A 19,395-nucleotide genomic window follows, 5' to 3' on the forward strand; every position below is an offset into this window, starting at 1 on the left:
TGATCATGACCCCTGCCTCGCCCGCCAGCCCAGAGAGCAGCCGCCTCGAAGACCTCCGGCACGTCCTCGCGCAGGGCGCCGTGCGTCCGGCCGCGCGCATGCTCAATGCCCTGCAGCCGGCCGAAATCGCCCATCTGCTGGAGTCGCTGCCGCACAAGAAGCGCGAGCTGGCCTGGAATCTGGTCGACGCCGAATACGATGGCGAGGTCCTGACCTATCTCCACGACGACGTCCGCGAACAGTTGATCGGCCAGATGGACACGGGCGAACTGGTCGCCGCCATCGGCACGCTGGACACCGACGACCTGGCGGACCTGATTCAGGATCTGCCGGTCGCCATCACCCGCGAGGTGGTCAAATCACTCGATCAGCAGCGCCGCGACCGGCTCGAAAAGGCGCTGTCCTATCCGGAGGACAGCGCCGGCGGCCTGATGAACACAGACACCGTCACGGTGCGCCCGGAGATGACGCTGGACGTGGTGATCCGCTACCTGCGCCGGCTCAAGGACGGTCTCCCGGACATCACCGACAACCTGATCGTGGTCAATCGCAAGGGCCACTATCTCGGCGTTCTCTATCTCACCGACCTCCTGACCCATGACCCGGACGACTCGGTGGCCGAGGCCATGACGCTGGACGTTCAGGCCATCCCCGCGACCTGGAGCGCACGCGAGGTCGCCACCCGCTTCGAGCAGCACGACCTGGTGACGGTCCCGGTGGTGGACGAGGAAGGCAGCCTGCTCGGGCGCATCACGGTCGACGACGTCATGGACGTCATCCGCGAGGAGGCCGACCACCAGTTCCTCGGCCAGGCCGGTCTCTCCGAGACCGAGGACATGTTCGCCCCGGTGCTGCTCAGCGCGCGTCGCCGCGCGCTCTGGCTCGGTGTCAATCTGCTCACCGCCTTCCTCGCCGCCTGGGTCATCGGCCGTTTCGAGGACACCATCCAGCAGGTCGTCGCGCTGGCGGTCCTGATGCCGGTGGTCGCCAGCATGGGCGGCATCGCCGGCACCCAAACCCTCACGCTCGCGATCCGAGCGCTCGCGCTCGGCCAGCTCACCCACCAGAACACCCGCTCGCTGCTCATGAAGGAGATGGCCGTGGCCGCCATCAACAGCGTCATCTGGGCGCTGGTCGTGGCCCTGATCGCCTGGCTCTGGTTCCACGACACCCAGATCGCCATCGTGATCGGCGCGGCGATCAGCATCAACCTGCTCGCCGCCGCCTTCGCCGGCGCCCTGTTGCCACCGATCCTGCAACGCCTGGGCATCGATCCGGCCCTGGCGGGCGGGGTCATCCTCACGACCGTGACCGACGTGGTCGGCTTCCTCTCCTTCCTGGGGTTGGCGACCCTTTTCCTGCTGTGAGCCTGACCCACCCCGTTCGGACGCCAGGGCGCGGATTCCCAAGCGCTGGCCGCGGTTCCTGGGATGAACGCCGGTCGCTCGCCAGGACACGCTCGGTGTGGAAGGCATGACGCCCGCCCGTCCTGTAGTAAGATCCCCCCGTCGACCCGGCTGAAGCGGGCAAGATCCTGGAGGCTACGAAAAGGGGCGCGCCATGAAATTTAAATCTTCAAGGATTCCAGGACAAACAGGAGGCCTTGTCGGCCTTGCCGTCACTTGTGTGCTGACCTCGGCCTGGGCCGCCGATCCGCCGGCAACCCCGGCTGAGCCACCGGTGGACGTCAGCCCGCTGGAGTCGCCACTGGCGGCCTATCGGGCGCTGTCGGCCAGCCAGTCCCGCAATTACGACAATAAGCAGGATATTTCGCCCCGGCAGATGCTCATTCTGCTGGAGGTATGCGAGCGCACCGGGGCCAGTCTGGGTCAGACGCTCGCGACCGGAGAGCACGAAAGCGCCCGGACCTGGAACGATCATGTCCGTCCCACCTTGAACAATGGCCGTCTGGGCTCCGCGACCGGGGTCTGGCAGTTCATGCCCGCCACCTTCCACCACATCGTCAAGCAATTCGGAACCCGGCTGCTGGCCGCGAGCGAAGCCGATCCGGCGGCGGGCCGCGAACGCCTGGATCTGGGGGACGGGCCATTCCCGGACGCCGAGGTGCGTCGGCTGATTCAGGAGACAGCGGACGGCCGACGCGACGCGGACGACGGAGAGCTTCAGCTCCTGCGTCACAATTTCGCGGTACTGGCCTTCGCGAAACACTATCTGAGCGTCGACTCGGGGGCCAATACGCCGGAAGAAGACTATCTCTATCACTTCCTGGGGGCGGGAGAGGGCCGGCGGGTGCTGGCGCTCGCCAGGGGAGAGGCGCGCGATACGCTGAGTGTCAAGCCGGTCGCGCCAGTCGACCCGGTCGACCCGGTCGACCCGCCGGCCCCGGTCGCGGACCCGCCGCCGATGCTGGCCGCGATCGACCAGCCTGAAAACCGCGTGGAGGTCACGTCCAGGCTCCGGGCCGGCTCCCTGTCGGCCATCGAACCCAGGTATCAACCGAGGATCGGTTCGCCCCTACAGCCCCGCGTTTCGGTCCAGTGGGGGCTCGCCTCGAACTTGCAGCGACCCGCCTTCGACCCCGCGATCGCCACCATGGAACCAAGGCGGGTCTATCTGGGCGCGCCCTCGGTTCCCTCCGAGCCCGCGATTTGGTCCCAGCCCGCCGCTCCCGAGATCCCTCCGCCAGTGTCCTCGCAATGGGGGTTTCCCGCCGACTCAGCCGTCGTGACCGGCAACCTCGGGATGTTCTACCGCGACGGCAAGGGCCAGACCCAACCCTATACCTGGGCCGAGTTCATGGAACATCTCGCGCGCCGGGTCCGGGCCAAGGATCAGCCCGCGCTGACGCGGGCCAAATACGGCGTCGGGTTCGAGCTGAAAGGCGGCGACATGCCGGAGCGGGCCTTCAACCCAGAAAAGGTGTCCAAGGCGGCGGAGTTTCGCCACGAGATCAGCGGGGCCGTACTGGTGCCCGAGGCCCTGGTGACCGGCCCGCTCGGCCCGGACGAAACGCGCCGCTATAAGCGCCGTCTCGCCGAATTGGTGAACCAGGGCGCGGACCAACCGCTCGACCGTCTCCCACCGGAAACCTTATCCGCCCTGCATCACCTGAGCGTCCTGTCCCCGGACATTCAGGAACCCAGCACCGCCCACCCCGAGGTCAGCACGGCCCTGAGCCAGTTCCGCAAGCTGGTCGGCAAACAGGCACCGGACGACCCGGCGCATCGCGACCGGCTGATGCCGGCCGAACGCATCGCCCTGGAAATCTATGACCAGCGTCTCGCCCGCTATGCCGCCTTGCAGGCGGGCCAACAGGCGTCCCTGGGCGAGGCCGCCGACCTGAGCCGCGTGAGAACCATGCCGGCGGGATTGCGGAAAGCCGCGGCCCCGCACGTTTCCGTCTTGCAGACGGAACTCGCCGCACGGGGATTCCTCAAGCCGCTGACCCGGAAAGTCGTCTGGCGAGACAAGCGACGCAAGAAACATGTGAGCTACGAGACCATCCCTTTCCCTGGCTACGCGGGCAAGGCGACGCTGGCCGCCATCGAATCCTTCCAGTGGCGTAACGGTCTGCGGACGACGCAGGGCGTGGCGGACGCCGTGACACTCGCCATGCTGGGCCTGCCGCCGATGGGGCAAGAGATCTTCTCACCCATGTCCGGCCCTTACTGCGCCATCGACGAAGGGACCGACCCGGCTCCCGCGTGCGAACTCCCGACCAGCGACAGCCGTCACCAGATCGGCCATGTGATCCCGATCTGGTCACGTTCGCTGGTCAGTCTGCCGCCGGCCCTCCCGCGACGGCTCGACATCGGCATCACCACCGAGACCGAGCTGGTCGGACTCCTATCCGTCCTGGGGCTGGAGATCGTCTTCCTGCTCTGATCCCGGCCCTATCGGACTGGAAGACCGCCAGAGGATCCCAAGGCTGACCACGAAAGCGGACGTGGCTGAACACGAAAACGTCTTACGCCGAGACATCGCCGAATTGAAACGGGATCTTCGGGAAACCGAGCTTCGCATGGAGGCGCGCCTTGCCGAGACCAACGTCAAAATCGCCGAAACGAAGGCCGACCTGACCCGCTGGGTCATTGGCGCGGGCGTCTCGCAAACAACGGTGATGATTGGCGTCTTGCTGAAAATCGCGAAACTGATCTGACCAAACCGCGCCCGGAGTGGCTCGATAATCCAGCGCCGTGACGTGAAAAGGTGGCGTTGAAACAGGCCGCGGGTTCGCGGTCTTCAAGCCCGCACCAGGCGAATCCGCCGACCCTGGGGGCTGGTCGCCTCCGCGCTGCCGGTGCGCTCGCGGATCGGTGGCTGTCCGGCGCGTCGGTCGAAGACGATCAGCCAGCCTTGGTCGAGCCCCAGGCCGCCGAGATAGCGATCGAGCTGGTCCAGCCCCTCGGCGAGCGGATCGGGTTTTCCGTCGCGCCAGACCTTGAGTTCCATCGCCAGGGTGACCGCGCCATAGCGCAGACAGAGATCCATGCGCCCGGAGCCGATGGCGTATTCGCGCTCCAGCGTCCCGCCGCCGTTGATCACCCGATGCAGAAAGGCCATGAGCACCAGATGCGGGGCGATCTCGTGATAGGGGGCGCTCTTGAGCAACGGCTCGCCGTGCTGACGCCAGAAGGCGAGGAAGGCGTCGAGCAGGCGCTCGGGATCGAGCGATCCATCGGGGGCGAGCCAGTTTGGGGTGATCGTTGGCAGTGTGTCCTGCGGGCCGCTGGCCAGGGCGCGCGGCAGAACTTCGCGGTAGATAGGATTGGCCACGACCAGGCCGCCGGCCCCCGCGCCGGAGCGGCGCAACAGGCCCAGATCGACCAGATAGTCGCGATCCGCCTCCGGCACCTCGTCCATCGACAAGCCCGCCAGCATCGGCTCGATCACCCGCCGCACCCGAGGCTCCTGGAGCTTGTGCGCGAGCTGATCGAGATGGGTGACGCGCTCGATGATCATGTCCTCCTTGGCCCGATCGATCAGCTCCAGGGTGATCGGCCGGGTGCGGTCGCGTCCCTCGCGCCGCTTGAAGCAGGCGCGATAGGCGAGCGCGTTGACCAGCCAGGGCTGTCCCTGGGTCAGTTCCCAGACCCGATCGAGCGCCTCCGGGGTGAAGGGCTGTCCGGTCTCGCGCGTGTGTTCCAGCAGCAGCGTCCGGACTTCATCGGCGTTGAAGTCGCCGAGACGCAGCGACTCGGCCTTGATGTTGAAGGCGCTGCCACCGGTGATGGGTTCGTGCTCGGAGCTGGCGTGGATGCGGTAGTCGCGCAGATCACGCACGCCGCAGAGGATCACCGTTTGCGGGAACCCCGCCGGGCGCTGCGGGTAGCCCGCGCGCAACTGGCGCAGCAGTGAGAGCAGGGTATCGCCGACCAGCGCATCGACCTCATCGAGCAAAAGGACGATGGGGCGCTCGCTCTGTTGGCTCCAGGTCTCCAGCAAGCCGTTGAGCACCCCGTCGTGACCTCGCGCCGCCCAAGCCGATTCGGTCCAGTCATGCAGCCGCTCATCGCCAAGATCGCGCCGGGCCGCGCCCTCGATCATGCCGCAGATGGTTCGCATCGCCCGCGCGACATCCTCGCGCGCCGTCTGGGCCGGTTCCAGATTGGCATAGACCGCCTGGTAGCGTCCCTCGCGGTTGAGATGCTCCTTGAGCGCCAGCAGACAGCTTGTCTTACCCGTTTGGCGCGGGGCGTGGAGCAGGAAATACTTCTTCCGATCGATCAGCATCAGCACCTCTTCGAGATCCCAGCGCTGCAAGGGCGGCAGAAAGTAGTGATCCTCGACGCGGATCGGGCCTTCGGTGGTGAAAAAGCGCATCTCGATGTCCTTTGGGTCGCGGCCTGGGGTTGGTCATCCGAAAACCGGTGCGTTACGCACAAGTCGAACCTGATCGTCGAAGCTCCGATGGCGGCGGCTGGCGTAACCATTGCGGATTGGACAGCTTCAAGCCCATGAAGTACAAGCACGCTTGCTGATCGCCGCCGAGACGCGATCCTATCGGGAACTGTCTGGAAGGCAGACAGAACCTCGATCAATAGAGGCTTAACGGAATGCCGGGCAAGATTTCCATCCTCATGTACCACCAGGTCGGCCAGTTCGCGTCCATGAAGGCGCACCGGGCGAACTATTGCGACCATCGGCGCTTCGCCGTCCAGATGGCCTTTCTCGCCCGCTTCGGTTACGCCGTCCTGAGCCTGGACGAGGCGCTGGCCTGTCTGCGCGGCGAGCGGCCGATCCCCGACAAGGCGGTCGTGCTGACCTTCGACGACGCCTACGATAACTTCGCCGACTTCGCCCTGCCGGTGCTGGAGCGTCATGGATTCCCGGCGACGGTCTATGCCATCAGCGGCTGGCTCGGGCGGCGCGCCGAATGGTTCGCCAGGGAGCCGGGCCGGCCGATTCCAACCCTGATGAGCGCCGAGCGGCTGCGCGCGGTGCGCGGGGCCGGTATCACGATCGGCTCGCATACGGTCAATCACGTCAAGCTCGGGGAGGTCGATCCCGACACCCAGCGCCGCGAGCTGCGACACAGCCGGGAGGCGCTGGAGGATCTGCTCGGCGAGCCGGTCCAGCATCTCTGCTATCCCTTCGGCAGCTTCGATACGCGAACGGTCCAGGCCGCCGCCGAGGCGGGTTATCGCAGCGCGACCACCTGTCTGCGTGGAGCCGCGATCCCCGCGGATCATCCCCTGGTGCTGCCGCGCAAGGCGATCTCACAGGGTGACAACCTGCTCGGTTACTGGTGGAAGATCGCCGTCAAGCAGGCCCCGAAACCGGCGCTCGCGCCCTGGCGCGACCCGACCCGGCGCGGCTAGGAACAGCGTCCCAACAGGGCGATCAGCGTCTCGGTAGCGACCGGTTTCAGCAGATGTTCGTCGAACCCGGCCGCGCGGGTCTGTCGCTGGACATCCTCCCGCCCATAGCCGGTGAGGGCGACCAGTCGCGCGTTCCGTCCCGCATCGCTGTCGCGCAGTCGGCGCGCCACCTCGTAACCGTCCATGCCGGGTAGCCCGATGTCCAGCAGGATCAGATCGGGCCGGATCCGCTCCGCCAGATCCAGGGCCGCCGGGCCATCGTGCGCCGTGTGGACACGCTGGCCCAGGCAGCGCAGCAGCATGGCGCAGGAATCCGCTACGTCGCGCTGGTCGTCCACCACCAGGATGACGAGGACAGGCTCGGATCGGCGCTCGGCGTCCGCGTCCGGGGTCATCGAGTCGCACCGGTCGAGCGGCAGCGACAGGCTGAAGGTGCTGCCCTCGCCAAGGCCGGGGCTCGCCGCCCGCACCTCGCCGCCGTGCAACTCCACCAGGCCCTTGACGAGCGACAGCCCCAGGCCGAGCCCGCCGTGAGGACGCTCGATCGTCTGCTCGCCCTGGGAGAAGGGCGTGAAAACCTCCGACAACAGCGAGGCCGCCATGCCGACGCCCTGGTCGCGCACCTCGACGCGCGCCGCTTCGTCCAGCGTCTCCAGCGTCAGGAAGACGGTCATGTTCGACCCACTGAATTTGGCTGCGTTGACCAGCAGATTGACGAACACCTGGGTCAGCCGATCCAGATCGCCGTCCACCATGACCGGGGTTCGCGGAAGCGCGATCGCGAGCTGTTGGGCCTGGCGGTCGAGCCGTGGGCGCGACTGCTCGACCGCCCGCTCGACCGCCTGGCGCAGGTCGAAGGGTTGGCGTTGCAGCCTCAGCTTCCCCAGGCTGATGCGCGAAACGTCGAGCAGATCATCCACCAGTCGCGTCAGGTGGCTGATTTGACGGGTCATTAGGCTGGCCGCCCAGGTCACCCGTTCCGGCGTTGGACTCAGACTCAGGATCTCGGCGGCATGACGGATGGGGGCCAGCGGATTGCGCAGCTCGTGTCCCAGCATCGCCAGAAATTCATCCTTGCGCTGGGCCGCCTCGCGCAGGGCCTGCTCGGAGCCTTTCCGCTCGGTGATCTCCTCATGCGCGATCAGCGCGCCCGGCCGGGCGCCGCTGAGCGGAAAGGCGCGCATCTCGAACCAGCGCGCCTCGGTGGGCGAGTCACAGGGATATTGCAGCTCGAACAGAGGCTGTTGTCGGTCAAGCACCGCCTGGATGCCTTGCAGCGAGGCTTGCGCATAGGGATCGCTGGTGTCGCGGATCGCCCGCCGACAGACCGCCAGATAGTTCGTCCCTGGCTGACAGCTCCCGTTGCCGCCATTCTGTTTGGCGAAGCGCCGCCAGGCGGCATTGACCAGGGTGATCACCCCCTGATCATCCAGCACGGCCAGATGGGCGGTGAGCGCGTCGAGCACATCCTTCATGAGCGCCTTGTTCGCGCGCAGGGCGTCCTCGACCTGCTTCCGCCATTCGATATCGATCAGGGCACCGAGCTGACGGGCCGACTCCAGCTCTTCCGCGCGCCAGGGCTTGCCGTGCAAAGGGACGATCCGGGTCCAGGCCGCGGCCTCCATCGCCTGGCAGGGATCGTCGCCCCTGGTCGCCTCTCGCACCGGCTCGCCGCGAAACCAGATCAGCTTGAGCGGCCGAGCGGCATCGAGCGGGAACAGCACCACCCCGGCGGCGCTCGCGGCCAATTCGGCGGCGCCGTCCAGGTGCTCGCTCGGACAGTCGCTGGCGAAGAGGCCGGAGGGATCGCTCGGCCCCATGACCGTCAACCCGGCGACGATGTCGAGAATGCGCTCCGGATCGGGCGTGACGCCGCCGGCGACGATCTCGGTTCCGTCGATCAGCGCCACCCCATCGGCCCCGACCGCGCCCAGCAGGTCGGACAAGGCCGGTCCGGTCAGCAAGGTCGCCAGCCGCGCCTCCCCGCGCATCGCGTGGATGAGGCGATCGCGGCACGCTTGTCGAGGCGTCTCGTGGCGCCGGCGCTCGGACGCTTCCGCCAACGCGATCTGGGTGGCCAGATCCCGTCCCATCCAGTCCGCGATCTGGCGCATCTCGCTCGATACCCGACGCGGGACGCCATGGTGGCAGGCGATCAGCCCCCAGAGCCGCCCGTCCCGAATGAGCGAGACCGTCAGCGAGGCGCGCACCCCCGGATGGCTCGGATACTCCAGATGCGCCGGCGAGACGCCGCGTAACAGGGCGCGGGACAGATCGAGCGGCCGTCCGGCGATCGGATCGAGCTCGGGCAAGAGCGGAGAGGGTTCGGCGTCCACGTCGACGATGACGCGCGTCGGATTGATCAGACAAAGCCGGCGCGCCGGGCTCGGGAAGTCCGAGGCCGGGTAGCGCCGGCCGAGATAGGGCTCCAGATCCTCGCGGCGCGCCTCGGCCACCACCTCGCCGCGCCAATCCTCGTCGAAGCGATAAATCATCACCCGGTCATAGCCGGTCAGGCGTCGGATCAGTGTCGTCGCGAGGCGCAGCTTGGCCGGCCGCTCAGGCTCGTCATGCACCGCGCCGAAGCCCGACACGGCTTGGGTCAGGATCTCGCTGGCCGAGGACGGATCGGGCGCAGGCTCCAGTTCCAGCACCGCGAATCCATCGGATTCATGCAGATATCCATTGAATACCCGGTCGCCCAGCGGTTGCCGGCCGATCGAGCAAGGGGCGTGCGACCGCTCGCGATACTGGATCAGCGCCTGACGAACCGCCTCGGCCAGCGCCGCTCCGAGCACGCTTGCCAGTTCGCATCCCAGCAGTTCGGCCGGCGCGATCCCGAGCCGCGCCTCGCAACTGGCGGCGACCTGGATGATCCGCGAGTCCGGACCCTGCAACGCCAGCAGGACGCCATGGGGCTGAATCGCCCCTGGAATAGGAACGGGTTCGGCATCGCACGGGCCAATGTCGAACGGCGGAGCCGAGGGGTTGATGCCAAGTGTCATGCGGATAAGCGCTCACAGGGTTGGTACGACGGCTGCCTCGTCCGAGTGCCTGATCCTGGGCCTGTTGATCCGGTTGAATCTAGAAAGAGCCGTCAGCCGCCAGCGATCCGCCCCCAGCCGAGGCATGGGCGAGGTGTTCGCGGCTTGCGGGCTTCATCCAATGGGTGAGCCTCGGCCGGTCTCGGTCAATGGTCAAGTGGCTGATTCCCAATAGCTGGAGGCTGGAAGCTGACAGCTTTCTAGGTTGAACCATTCCGGTGATGTCGGCTAGGGCCTATTCTGCCGCAAACAGGTCTTGTTTGGGCGCGCATCGGAAACGCCGGGCGGACCTTGTGCCTTGGCCACCACGACAGGCGGAGCCGCGCATGGCCAAGCATCACGACAGGGGGCTTTAGAAATCAACCGTCCTCTTCGGGCAGTCGCACCAGGGCGCGCAATCCGCCCTCCGGCCGATGGCTCAGGCTCAACGAGCCGCCGTGGGCGTGCACGATGGTTCGGGCCACGGAGAGTCCGAGCCCGGTGCCGCCGGTCTCGCGGTTGCGTGAGGTTTCGAGACGAAAGAACGGCTCGAAGACCTTCTCAAGCTCCGCGTCCGGGATGCCCGGTCCGTCGTCATCGACCTGGATGACCCGGCCACCATTCTCCTCGCGCAGTTCCACCCGCACCCGGCCGCCATATTTGACGGCGTTGTCGATGAGGTTGGAGAGCGCGCGCTTCAAGGAGATGGGCCGGCAGCGGCCGATGAGCCGGTCCGGTCCCTCATAGGTGACATCGCCGCCGAGGTCGGCGTGGTCGTCGACCAGGCTCTGCACCAGGGCCGCCAGGTCGGTGGAGCGGGCGGTCTCGTCGGCGGCCTCGTCGCGCGCGAAGCTGAGCGTGGCCGAGAGGATGGCTTCCATCTCCGCGAGGGTGGCGAGTGTGCGCTCGCGCATCTCGGCGTCCTCGATGTACTCGGCCCGCAGTCGCAGTGTCGTGATGGGGGTGCGCAGGTCATGCGAGACGGCCGCCAGGAGGCGCGAGCGGTCCTGGATGTGCTTGTGCAGACGCTCCTGCATCAGATTGATCGCGCGGATGGTCTCGCGAACCTCGCGCGGGCCGTGCTCGGGCAGGCGCGGCGGGTCTTCTCCCCGTCCAATACGATTGGCCGCATCGGCCAGATCCGCCATGGAGCTTGCCGTCTTGCGCGCGATCAAGAGTCCGGTGCCGATCACGGCGACCAATAGCAGTCCCAAGAGCTGCAGGCTCTTGCCGGCCCAGGGTGGCGGCTGGTCGATGCGGGTGGTGCGGACGTTGACCCAGTGGCCATCGCGCAGGCGCACGCAGATGACGATGGCCTTGACGTCGTCCGAGCGGATGTCCTCCCGAAGCTGGCGAGGGTCCATCGGCGCTGGGCGTCTAGGCCCGTCGTGATCGCGAGGGCGGTCATCGATGGCTCCGTCCGAGCGGACGACTTCAGGCGAAGGGCGCGGCTCGGGCGGCGTCGTTTGGCTATCTTGGTGGTGCGCCTCGATCTCGACGCGCACACGTAAAGACTCGCGCTCCTCGATGCCGAGGGCGCTGCGCAGCTTGTGGTGAATCACATGTTCGACGGCATGACGCCAGGGCCAGTTGAGACCGAGCTTCGGCTCGTCGGTGAGGCTGATCGCGTCCCCGGTGCGCGAGAAGCGCTCGATGATGCGCTCGGTCGCGTCCGCGTCCTGCAACAGCCAGACGAGGGTGGTGACCTCATCGAGCAGATAGGCCAGGTTGCGCTCCTCGAAACGATCCTTGCGCTCGTCCTGCAGGATGAGGCCGCCACCGAGGATCAACAGCAGGGTCATGGTGACCAGCAGGGCCAGGATACGACTGGCCAGGGTGTCGAGGCGCCTAGGCATCGCACCGCTCGACCTTGGGGGCAAAGAGATAGCCGTCGCCGCGGATGGTCTTGATGATCTGGGGATCGCGTGACTGGTCGCCGAGCTTGCGTCGCAGACGGCTGACCAGGGTATCGATGGCGCGATCGAAGGCCCTGGCGTCGCGCCCACGGGCCAGATCCAGCAACTGGTCGCGGGTGAGCACGCGCCCGGGCCGGGTGACTAGGGCCATCAGCAGCGCGAATTCGGCCGTGCTCAGCGGGACCAGGGTCCGATCCGGGTCGACCAGTTCACGGGCGTTCGGCCGCAGGGTCCAGCCGAGGAAGCAGAGGCGCTCCGCGATCTCGCCGGAGGGACGCTCCTGGCTCGCGCCGGTGCGACGCAGCACGGCCTTGACGCGGGCCAGGAGTTCGCGCGGGTTGAAGGGCTTCGCGAGATAGTCGTCCGCGCCCATCTCCAGACCGATGATGCGGTCCGTGTCCTCGCCCATGGCGGTCAGCATGATCACCGGAAGCGCCGCGTGCGGGCCGGCGCGCAGCTTGCGACAGAGGGTGAGCCCGTCGTCGCCCGGCATCATGAGGTCGAGGATGATGAGATCGATGGCCGCGTCCGCCAGCAGGCGCCGCATCTCCAAGCCGTTCGCGGCGGTCGTCACGCGGTAGCCGTGGTCGCCCAGATAGCGCTGCAAGAGTTGCCGGATCTCGGCATGGTCATCGACGACGAGCAGGTGTGGCGGTTTTTCCATGGGTCGCAGTGTAGGGCGTCGCGTCGGGCCAGGGGTCGGATTTTGGTCACGGACGTTGTCAAGCTGGCGGCTTGTCACACACCGTCACAAAACCCGCCACTTCTCGGCAAGGAGCGGACACATGGACGCGGTGAAATAGCCTCCATGGAACGCGGCGGCCAGCTCCCAAGGGACATCGAGCCGCCCCGTCTCCACCAGCGCTTTCAACCGAATCCAGAAAGGCGACTCCAATGCTCAGTCTGAATACCCGTCAATGGTCGACCCCCGCCGTCATCGCGGCCGGCGTCTTCATGTCCGTCTCCGGCATCTTGATGTTCTTCGGCGTGCACGATCCCGTGACGCTGGCCCACGAATGGATCGGCCTGGCCTTCGTCGGCTTCGTCGGCTTCCACATCTCGACGCACTGGCGCGGCTTCACTGGTTATTTCTCGCGGCGCTCGGCGCTCGGAATCATCGCCGTCGTGGCGTTGGCGACGGCATCGCTCATCGGACTGTCGGCCAGTCAAGAGGGCGGCGACATGAAGCATCGGATGTTTCAGACCTTCGAGCGCGCCCCCTTGACCGCCGTCGCTCCGCTGCTGGACGAGAGCGCCGACCGCTTGGTCGCGAAGCTGCAATCCGGCGGCTTCAAGGTCGCCAGCACGGCCCAGTCGATCGAGGAGATCGCCTCGCGCAATGGCGCCCGTCCCCCGGAGCTGATGCACCTCCTGTTCGAGTAAGACGCTGCCGAGCGGCCGGTCCGCCACCTGACCGGCCGCCCCTTTTCCGCCGAGGGCAAGGGGGAGGTCGCGCGACGGGCGTGTCCGTCGCGCGCCTGGCTGCCGCACCTGTCGCCGCTGGGGTGGGCGCGCATCAACCTGACCGGCGACTAGGTTTGGCGGCACAATCGGTCGGCCGAGGACGGGCGGTTCCGCTCGCTAGGTACCGGCACAAAACCTGAGCGTATGATTTTATCCGAAATCCGCGATCACCCTGATTGACCTCAACCCTCCCGGAGCCTGCCGTGAGCGTATCCGAACCCGAGTCCGACCCGCTGGCACGTCAAACCATCCGCCGCCTCACCTGGCGGCTGATTCCTTTTCTGGGGCTGCTGTACATCGTCGCCTACCTCGACCGGATTAACATCAGCTTCGCGGCACTGCAAATGAATCAGGATCTGGGGTTGAGCGCGGTCGCCTATGGCACCGGCGCCGGGCTGTTCTTCCTTGGCTACGTGCTTTTCGAGATCCCCAGTAACCTGATCCTGCAACGGATCGGCCCGCGCATCTGGATTGCCCGGATCATGGTGAGCTGGGGGCTGATCTCGACGGCGATGGCCTTGACCCAGGGTGAAACGAGCTTCTATGTACTGCGGTTTCTGCTCGGGGTGGCGGAGGCGGGTTTTTTCCCAGGGATCATCCTTTATCTGACCGGCTGGTTTCCGGCGCGGGACCGGGCGCGCGCCATGGCCCTATTCGCCACCGCGACCGCCCTGGCGGGGGTCATCGGCAGTCCGCTTTCGGGGGCGCTGCTGGAACTGGACGGTGCGTGGGGCGGACGCGGCTGGCACTGGCTGTTCGTGCTGGAAGGGCTGCCGGCGGTGTTGTTGGGGGTGGTCGTCCTCTTCAAGCTGCCCGACCGCCCCGATCAGGCTCGCTGGCTACCCCAGGACGAGCGCGACTGGTTGAAACGGACCCTGGAACGCGAGCGGGAAGCGAACTCGGCGCGGCAACGCCAGACCTTGGGCGAGGCGCTGGGCAGCCTTGATGTGTGGCGGCTGGGGCTGGTCTATTTCTGCATGGTCATAGGGATGTACGGCATTGGGATGTGGCTGCCGCAGATGTTGCGCGTGATGACCAGTGCGAGCGATTTCACACTCGGTCTGCTCAACGCCCTGCCATTCCTGGCGGCGGCGCTGGGGATGGTGCTGATCGGCTGGCATTCCGACCGGCGCGGGGAGCGGCGCTGGCATGTCGCCGGTTCGCTCGCGCTGGCGGCGACCGGGGCGCTGTGGGCGGCAGCGACCCAATCCTTGCCGCTGGCGTTGCTGGCGTTCTCATTGGCTGCACTCGGGGTGTGGGGCGTGATGGGTCCGTTCTGGGCGCTGGCGACCTCTTTTTTGAGCGGAACGGCTGCGGCGGGCGGGATCGCCTTGATCAATTCGCTGGGCAATGTCGGGGGCTTTGTCGGGCCGTACCTGATGGGTTGGCTCAAGCAGATGACGGCCAGTTACAGCGCGGGCTTGGTGGCCGTGGCGGTGATCCTGCTGGCGGGCGGTGCCTTGGTGCTGTCTTCAACGTCCGCGCGCGGTGGTTCCGCGGAGGGTTGATGGGTCATGATCGCGTACATCATGTCCGGCATCCGATCGGTATCGGTGGAGGCGTCGAATGGCCAGAGCCTGGCGGTGACCGAACGGAACTGCTGGTCGGAGTAGATCACCTCACGAGCGTCAATCGTTTGTGCCGTGGGCGTCACACCATTGGAGCGTTCGGGGATCAGGAGCGTGCAGGATGTGCTCGAACGGCACCCGCGAAGCATCAAACCGCGCGGCCCGTTGGGGGCGGCCTGGAGTGCGCCGCTCTGACTGGCGGCGAGGAGGGCTTGGGCGGCATCCTGAGCGAGTTGGCCGTATCCTTCGAACCGAGCCGGATAGATCGCATTGAAGGCGCCGTCGGCAAAGGTGAGGTCATAGAGTTGGCCTTGAACTTCGAGGCCCAACACCGCCGTGATCTCGCCATTCTCCATGGCGAGCGAGAACGCCTGGGCCGAGGAGGCCACGGCGAGGCACAGAGCCGCCAGGGCTGGACCGAATCCGTGCTGGAGAAGATGTCTGAGATTCATTCGGCTCTCCAATGAGCGCCCTTCGTGACGCGCAACCACCGCGCGCCAGGGCTGGGTTTGATGGGCGCGGGGCCGTCGTCGGATCCGACCCCGGCCGCCCGACGGCTCAGTACTTCCCTGTCAGCTTCATGATGGCCTTGTGAAGGCTGTGATAGGTCAGTCCTGGCGTCACATACATCACGGCGCAGGTGCCGGTGCGCAGGTTGATACCGGACTCCTCGGCGAGGGCTACGGCTTCGGGCGTGTCCTGCGCCATGTGGATCCAGACATCGCGCAGCCCGGCCTGCTTGGCGGCAGCCACCCAGTCGCGCGTCTCGGACTTGGGCGTCTCGATGATCAGCGCCTCGACCGGTTCCGGCAGGGCGGTCAGGTCCGGATAGGCCGGATCACCGTCGATCTCGGTGGTGCTGGGGTCGATGGCATGGACGGTCTTCCCGAGCCGCTTGAGTCCACGATAGCTTAGGATCGGGAAGGGCTTGACCGCCGAGCGGCCGACGAGGGCGAAACGCTGGTGGTCGAAGAAGGTTTCGTAGTTCGAGGGCATGGATAAACTCCAAGTGGCATGGGGGAAGGGTTCGACGCCCATGATTCGATCGACTTGCGGAGCAGGCGTCGGGGTGTCGGGTTCAGGTCGCCTCCGCTGGTCGCGGGACCGGGAAGGTGCCGATGCTCGACGGCTTGTCCTCGGGTTCCCGTGAGATCCAAGAGGCGCGGGTGCGCGAACTCGCCTGGACACAGCCGTAGTCGGCCAAGCTGACCTCGGCGATGTCCGCCGGGTTTGATCGTTTGATCGAATGCCCGTCGGGACCAGGACCGGCGAGGCGTGCGCCGCCATCCTGGCGTACAACGGCGCGCATGGGTCCGGGACAGAATGCAGGGTCACTATTGAAGCGCACATCCGTGTCGTTGGCATTGCGAAATATCGGGGTAAGGCGCTCGGAAATGAGCCATCGCCGGGAACAGGCCGACGGCGCACAGCCGCCGATCGAAGGGAATGGTTTCCTCGCTCCGGTCATGACACACGACCAGACCCTGCTCGCCGTCGCGTTTTCGTGCTCGGCGTCGAAGCGCACCCTGGATCTGATCCAGCGGGTGCGCGAGGTCAGCGGCAAGCCGGTCGGCTTCAAGGTCGTCATCGGCGCCTATCTCGCGGACCCGGAGATCATCGCCAGCACCCGCGAGACCGGCGGGGTGCTGCCGACCTCGGTGCTGATTCACGACGCCCTCGACCATCTCATCAGCGGCTTCGCCCCAAGCGGCCATCGCGCCGAGGCGATGGCCCTGGCACAACTCGCCGAAAGAGCCGTCAGCCGCCAGCGATCCGCCTCCAGCCGTTGCATGGCCGAGGTTTTCGTTTTTTGCGGGCTTCACATAATGGGTGAGCCTCGGCCGATCTCGGTCAATGGCCAAGTGGCTGATTACCAATAGCTGGAGGCTGGAAGCTGACAGCTCTTTTTAGGTTGATCGGCCACAGAGCGCCTTGCCCGGTTCGACGCGGATCGGAGTGGCTGTGGCAGGAAGCCGCCCGATCCTGGGCCTGCCGGTCTTCATCCCTGCCCAGCGCCGGCCGGGAACCGGCGACGACCTCCCACCAGGCCGCTACTCGAACGCCGCCGCCTCCCGCTCCAGATAGGTCTGGTAGGCATTGCGTCCGGCTAGGGCGTCGAAATCCGCCAGCCCTTGCCAGGGCGACTGATCCATGATGTCGATCGCCTCCTGCAACCCGATGGCTTCGGGCTGACTCAACCGCCCCCGCCCGCCGGATCCCCGTCCGGCGCGCCGGCGAGGAGCCGGGCCAGCTCGGGCGGCGAATAACCGAGGCACTCGCCCAGCGCCACCCGGCTGCGCGCGGCGAGGAAATCGCGCGACAGCCGCCGCTCGGCGAACAGCAGGTTTTCATGCGCGGCGCGGTCCAGATAGAGCAGATCCTTTGGTGCGGGCGCGAAGGGCCGGCGGCTGACGCGGGCGATGCGCCCTAGGTTCACCCCGCGTCCGTCGTCGAGCAGGAGCAAGTGCGGGGCCAGCCCGCGGGTCGGATCGGGGCGCGGAAAGTCGATGACCCCAAGCAGCTCGAAGGGCGTGCCGCTGAGATGCACGCTGAGCTGGATGGCGCTCTCGACCAGCTCGACCAGATAGATGGTCTCGCCGACGGCGGCGCGCAGCCGCTCGACCTGGCGATGATAGTTGGCGGACGGCCAGAGGCCCGCGTCGAAGGGGTCGGAATCGGACGCAGCATCTGGATCGCGCGGTGACTCGCTCATGCCGCTCACGGCTCCTGTCTCGCCCGTCAGCCCGCGGTCAGCCCACGCCAGGCGGCGATCAGCGCCGCCGCCGCGGCGTCCAGCTCGGCGTCGGTGGTCTCCGCGCCCAGGCTCAGACGCACCGTGCCGAGCGCGCGCGCCGGGTCCACCCCCATGGCCCCCAGCACGCCGCTGATCGCCGTTGCGCCGGCATGACAGGCCGCGCCGAGCGAGGCGGCCACCCTGGGGGCGCGGGCCAGCAGATCGCGTCCGGTGACGCCGGGGAAGGCCAGGCTCAGGGTATTGGGCAGACGGGCCTCGGGATGGCCATTGAGCGTCAGACCGGGGATGGCCGCCGCCAGCGTGGCGTGGAGCCGGTCGCGTTGACGGGTGAGGCGCTCGGTGAGCGCCGGCAGGCGTCCGGCGGCCAGGGCCGCCGCCGCGCCGAGACCCACGGCATAGGGGACGTTCTCGGTGCCGGGACGCAAGCCCCCCTCCTGTCCGGCGCCGAAGAGGATGGGCGCGAGCGGGATGCCGGCGCGCCGGTAGAGGGCGCCGATGCCCTTGGGTGCGTGGAATTTGTGACCGGCCAGGGTCAGCAGATCCACCCCGAGTGCGTCCACGTTCACGGGGATCTTGCCGATCGACTGGGCGGCATCGCAATGGAAGACCGCGCTCCGCGCCCGCGCGAGCGCCGCCAGCTCGGCGATCGGCTGGAGGGTGCCGACCTCGTTGTTGGCATGCATGACGGACACCAGCACGGTGTCCGGGCGTAGGGCGGCGGTGAGATCGGCGGGATCGACACGGCCCTCGGCGTTCACCGGCAGCACTGTCAGCTCCCAGCCGCTCGCCGCCAGGTGCCCGAGCGGCGCGGCCACCGAGGGATGATCGACGGCGCTGGTGATGAGGTGCCGGCCGCGCTCGGCCAGGGCGCGCGCCGCGCCGATCAGGGCCAGGTTGTTGGCCTCGGTCGCCGAGGCGGTGAAGATGACTTCGTCCGGCGTCGCGCCTATCAGCGCGGCGACCTGGGCGCGCGCCCGGTCCAGCGCGGCGCGCGCGGCCCGCCCGAGCGGATGATCGCTCCCCGGATTGCCGAAGCCCTCGCGCAGCCAGGGGAGCATGGCCTCCAGCACCTCGGGGGCGATGGGGGTGGTCGCGTTGTGGTCCAGGTAGATGAGGGATGCCATCGGATTTGGCTTTGGCACTCTGGATTGCCCGTTTGGGTCAATGGGTCTAGATTGCGTTGTAATACAGGCTTGTATTACAGGTCAGGCTCCATGGCACTCTCAATTCGGCTCGATCAGGAAACCGAGGCGGCGCTGCGTCAGTATCTGGATCTGACAGGCACAACCCAGTCCGACTTCGTGCGCGAGGCCATTCGGGAAAAGCTCGCGCGTTCTTCACCGAACGAATCAACGCCATATCGGCTCGGGGAGCCTTTGTTCGGCCGCTATGCCAGTGGCGATTCCGACCGCAGCCAAAACCGCAAGGCGCTGATTCGGGAGCGGTTGGGTGACAAGCATCGTCGTTGACAGCGGCCCCTTGATCGCGCTGTTCGACGGCTCCGACCGCTTCCACCAGGCCGCCGTGGCCTTTATTAAGGCGTAGCCTGGGCCGCTGATCACGAACGTAGCGGTGATCACGGAGGTGGTCTGCATGCTGGATTTCGCCGCCCAGGCGCAGCGGGATTTTCTGCTCTGGGCGGAATCCGCGCTGGTACTGGATACCGAGACGGTGAACGACCTGCCGCGTATTCGTGCCCTGATGGAGAAATACAGCGATCTGCCGGCGGATTTCGCCGATGCCTCCCTGGTCGCCCTGTGCGAGCGGCGGCGGATCACCAGGGTTGCCAGCATCGACTCGGACTTCACTATCTATCGAACGCAGGATCGGCGCGGTTTTCACAATCTTTTTCATGCGCCAGGCTGATCTCTCCTGAATCGAACCGCG

General features: G+C 66.9%; 18 protein-coding genes. 9 read left to right on the top strand and 9 right to left on the bottom strand.

Going from position 1 to position 19,395, the window contains the following annotated elements:
• Window positions 1-5: 5 nt before the first annotated feature.
• From mgtE to CKO27_RS00160, 3 genes are all read left to right on the top strand, one after another.
• A complete protein-coding gene (gene mgtE, locus CKO27_RS00150; protein ID WP_200372589.1) occupies window positions 6-1,367 on the top strand; it encodes a magnesium transporter in 1,362 nt (453 codons plus the stop codon).
• Between the two features lie 313 nt (window positions 1,368-1,680).
• Complete coding sequence (locus CKO27_RS00155; RefSeq protein WP_338115801.1) at window positions 1,681-3,846, top strand: peptidoglycan-binding protein; 2,166 nt, start codon at window positions 1,681-1,683, stop codon at window positions 3,844-3,846.
• Between the two features lie 61 nt (window positions 3,847-3,907).
• Window positions 3,908-4,120 carry a hypothetical protein gene (locus CKO27_RS00160; RefSeq protein WP_200372593.1) on the top strand — a complete coding sequence of 71 codons (213 nt, stop codon included), beginning with the start codon at window positions 3,908-3,910 and terminating at the stop codon, window positions 4,118-4,120.
• A gap of 83 nt (window positions 4,121-4,203) precedes the next feature.
• Here the strand turns inward: CKO27_RS00160 and CKO27_RS00165 are convergent, their stop codons facing one another.
• A complete protein-coding gene (locus CKO27_RS00165) occupies window positions 4,204-5,784 on the bottom strand; it encodes an AAA-like domain-containing protein (protein ID WP_200372595.1) in 1,581 nt (526 codons plus the stop codon).
• A 233-nt stretch (window positions 5,785-6,017) separates the two neighbouring features.
• Here CKO27_RS00165 and CKO27_RS00170 point away from each other — a divergent pair, with 233 nt between their 5' ends.
• A complete protein-coding gene (locus CKO27_RS00170; protein ID WP_200372597.1) occupies window positions 6,018-6,782 on the top strand; it encodes a polysaccharide deacetylase family protein in 765 nt (254 codons plus the stop codon).
• Here the strand turns inward: CKO27_RS00170 and CKO27_RS00175 are convergent.
• From CKO27_RS00175 to CKO27_RS00185, 3 genes are all read right to left on the bottom strand, one after another.
• A complete protein-coding gene (locus CKO27_RS00175; protein WP_200372599.1) occupies window positions 6,779-9,787 on the bottom strand; it encodes an ATP-binding protein in 3,009 nt (1,002 codons plus the stop codon). The two genes, CKO27_RS00170 and CKO27_RS00175, sit on opposite strands and share 4 nt — an antisense overlap.
• 398 nt (window positions 9,788-10,185) lie before the next feature.
• A complete protein-coding gene (locus CKO27_RS00180; RefSeq protein ID WP_200372601.1) occupies window positions 10,186-11,661 on the bottom strand; it encodes an ATP-binding protein in 1,476 nt (491 codons plus the stop codon).
• Complete coding sequence (locus CKO27_RS00185; RefSeq protein ID WP_200372603.1) at window positions 11,654-12,385, bottom strand: response regulator; 732 nt, start codon at window positions 12,383-12,385, stop codon at window positions 11,654-11,656. The genes CKO27_RS00180 and CKO27_RS00185 overlap by 8 nt, the downstream gene beginning before the upstream one ends.
• 230 nt (window positions 12,386-12,615) lie before the next feature.
• Between CKO27_RS00185 and CKO27_RS00190 the strand changes: the two genes are divergently transcribed.
• Window positions 12,616-13,104 (top strand): DUF4405 domain-containing protein, encoded by a 489-nt coding sequence (locus CKO27_RS00190; protein WP_200372605.1) that lies wholly within the window; start codon window positions 12,616-12,618, stop codon window positions 13,102-13,104.
• Window positions 13,105-13,388: 284 nt separating this feature from the next.
• Entirely contained in the window at window positions 13,389-14,693 is a 1,305-nt protein-coding gene (locus CKO27_RS00195) for an MFS transporter (protein ID WP_200372607.1), read from the top strand.
• Here the strand turns inward: CKO27_RS00195 and CKO27_RS00200 are convergent.
• Both CKO27_RS00200 and CKO27_RS00205 read right to left on the bottom strand, forming a co-directional pair.
• Window positions 14,594-15,205 carry a hypothetical protein gene (locus CKO27_RS00200; protein WP_200372609.1) on the bottom strand — a complete coding sequence of 204 codons (612 nt, stop codon included), beginning with the start codon at window positions 15,203-15,205 and terminating at the stop codon, window positions 14,594-14,596. The two genes, CKO27_RS00195 and CKO27_RS00200, sit on opposite strands and share 100 nt — an antisense overlap.
• A 106-nt stretch (window positions 15,206-15,311) precedes the next feature.
• Entirely contained in the window at window positions 15,312-15,749 is a 438-nt protein-coding gene (locus tag CKO27_RS00205; RefSeq protein WP_200372611.1) for a CoA-binding protein, read from the bottom strand.
• Between the two features lie 398 nt (window positions 15,750-16,147).
• Here CKO27_RS00205 and CKO27_RS00210 point away from each other — a divergent pair, with 398 nt between their 5' ends.
• Window positions 16,148-16,633 (top strand): hypothetical protein, encoded by a 486-nt coding sequence (locus CKO27_RS00210; protein ID WP_200372613.1) that lies wholly within the window; start codon window positions 16,148-16,150, stop codon window positions 16,631-16,633.
• Window positions 16,634-16,804: 171 nt separating this feature from the next.
• On the opposite strand, the gene CKO27_RS00215 is transcribed toward CKO27_RS00210, so the two are convergent.
• The 3 genes from CKO27_RS00215 to CKO27_RS00225 are packed head-to-tail and all read right to left on the bottom strand — an operon-like array spanning window position 16,805 to window position 18,632.
• Window positions 16,805-16,951 carry a hypothetical protein gene (locus CKO27_RS00215; RefSeq protein WP_200372615.1) on the bottom strand — a complete coding sequence of 49 codons (147 nt, stop codon included), beginning with the start codon at window positions 16,949-16,951 and terminating at the stop codon, window positions 16,805-16,807.
• Window positions 16,948-17,466, bottom strand: coding sequence for a hypothetical protein (locus tag CKO27_RS00220; RefSeq protein ID WP_200372617.1), 519 nt, complete (start codon window positions 17,464-17,466; stop codon window positions 16,948-16,950). The genes CKO27_RS00215 and CKO27_RS00220 overlap by 4 nt, the downstream gene beginning before the upstream one ends.
• A gap of 26 nt (window positions 17,467-17,492) precedes the next feature.
• The gene (locus CKO27_RS00225) at window positions 17,493-18,632 is read right to left on the bottom strand and encodes a cysteine desulfurase family protein (RefSeq protein WP_200372619.1); all 1,140 of its coding nucleotides are present in this window, start codon (window positions 18,630-18,632) and stop codon (window positions 17,493-17,495) included.
• Between the two features lie 90 nt (window positions 18,633-18,722).
• Between CKO27_RS00225 and CKO27_RS00230 the strand changes: the two genes are divergently transcribed.
• On the top strand, window positions 18,723-18,977 hold the full coding sequence (locus CKO27_RS00230; protein ID WP_200372620.1) for a DUF6290 family protein: 255 nt from the start codon (window positions 18,723-18,725) through the stop codon (window positions 18,975-18,977).
• 88 nt (window positions 18,978-19,065) lie between these two features.
• On the top strand, window positions 19,066-19,374 hold the full coding sequence (locus CKO27_RS00235) for a type II toxin-antitoxin system VapC family toxin (protein ID WP_338115819.1): 309 nt from the start codon (window positions 19,066-19,068) through the stop codon (window positions 19,372-19,374).
• Window positions 19,375-19,395: the final 21 nt, after the last annotated feature.

This window comes from Thiocystis violacea (assembly GCF_016583575.1).
Classification (GTDB): domain Bacteria; phylum Pseudomonadota; class Gammaproteobacteria; order Chromatiales; family Chromatiaceae; genus Thiocystis; species Thiocystis violacea.

Bases quoted from the DNA above. Each gene is read 5' to 3' on its own strand.
- mgtE (WP_200372589.1), top strand. From the start codon at position 6: ATGACCCCTGCCTCGCCCGCCAGCCCAGAGAGCAGCCGCCTCGAAGAC.
- CKO27_RS00165 (WP_200372595.1), bottom strand. From the start codon at position 5,784: ATGCGCTTTTTCACCACCGAAGGCCCGATCCGCGTCGAGGATCACTAC.
- CKO27_RS00170 (WP_200372597.1), top strand. From the start codon at position 6,018: ATGCCGGGCAAGATTTCCATCCTCATGTACCACCAGGTCGGCCAGTTC.
- CKO27_RS00175 (WP_200372599.1), bottom strand. From the start codon at position 9,787: ATGACACTTGGCATCAACCCCTCGGCTCCGCCGTTCGACATTGGCCCG.
- CKO27_RS00180 (WP_200372601.1), bottom strand. From the start codon at position 11,661: ATGCCTAGGCGCCTCGACACCCTGGCCAGTCGTATCCTGGCCCTGCTG.
- CKO27_RS00185 (WP_200372603.1), bottom strand. From the start codon at position 12,385: ATGGAAAAACCGCCACACCTGCTCGTCGTCGATGACCATGCCGAGATC.
- CKO27_RS00190 (WP_200372605.1), top strand. From the start codon at position 12,616: ATGCTCAGTCTGAATACCCGTCAATGGTCGACCCCCGCCGTCATCGCG.
- CKO27_RS00200 (WP_200372609.1), bottom strand. From the start codon at position 15,205: ATGAATCTCAGACATCTTCTCCAGCACGGATTCGGTCCAGCCCTGGCG.
- CKO27_RS00205 (WP_200372611.1), bottom strand. From the start codon at position 15,749: ATGCCCTCGAACTACGAAACCTTCTTCGACCACCAGCGTTTCGCCCTC.
- CKO27_RS00210 (WP_200372613.1), top strand. From the start codon at position 16,148: ATGAGCCATCGCCGGGAACAGGCCGACGGCGCACAGCCGCCGATCGAA.
- CKO27_RS00220 (WP_200372617.1), bottom strand. From the start codon at position 17,466: ATGAGCGAGTCACCGCGCGATCCAGATGCTGCGTCCGATTCCGACCCC.
- CKO27_RS00225 (WP_200372619.1), bottom strand. From the start codon at position 18,632: ATGGCATCCCTCATCTACCTGGACCACAACGCGACCACCCCCATCGCC.
- CKO27_RS00230 (WP_200372620.1), top strand. From the start codon at position 18,723: ATGGCACTCTCAATTCGGCTCGATCAGGAAACCGAGGCGGCGCTGCGT.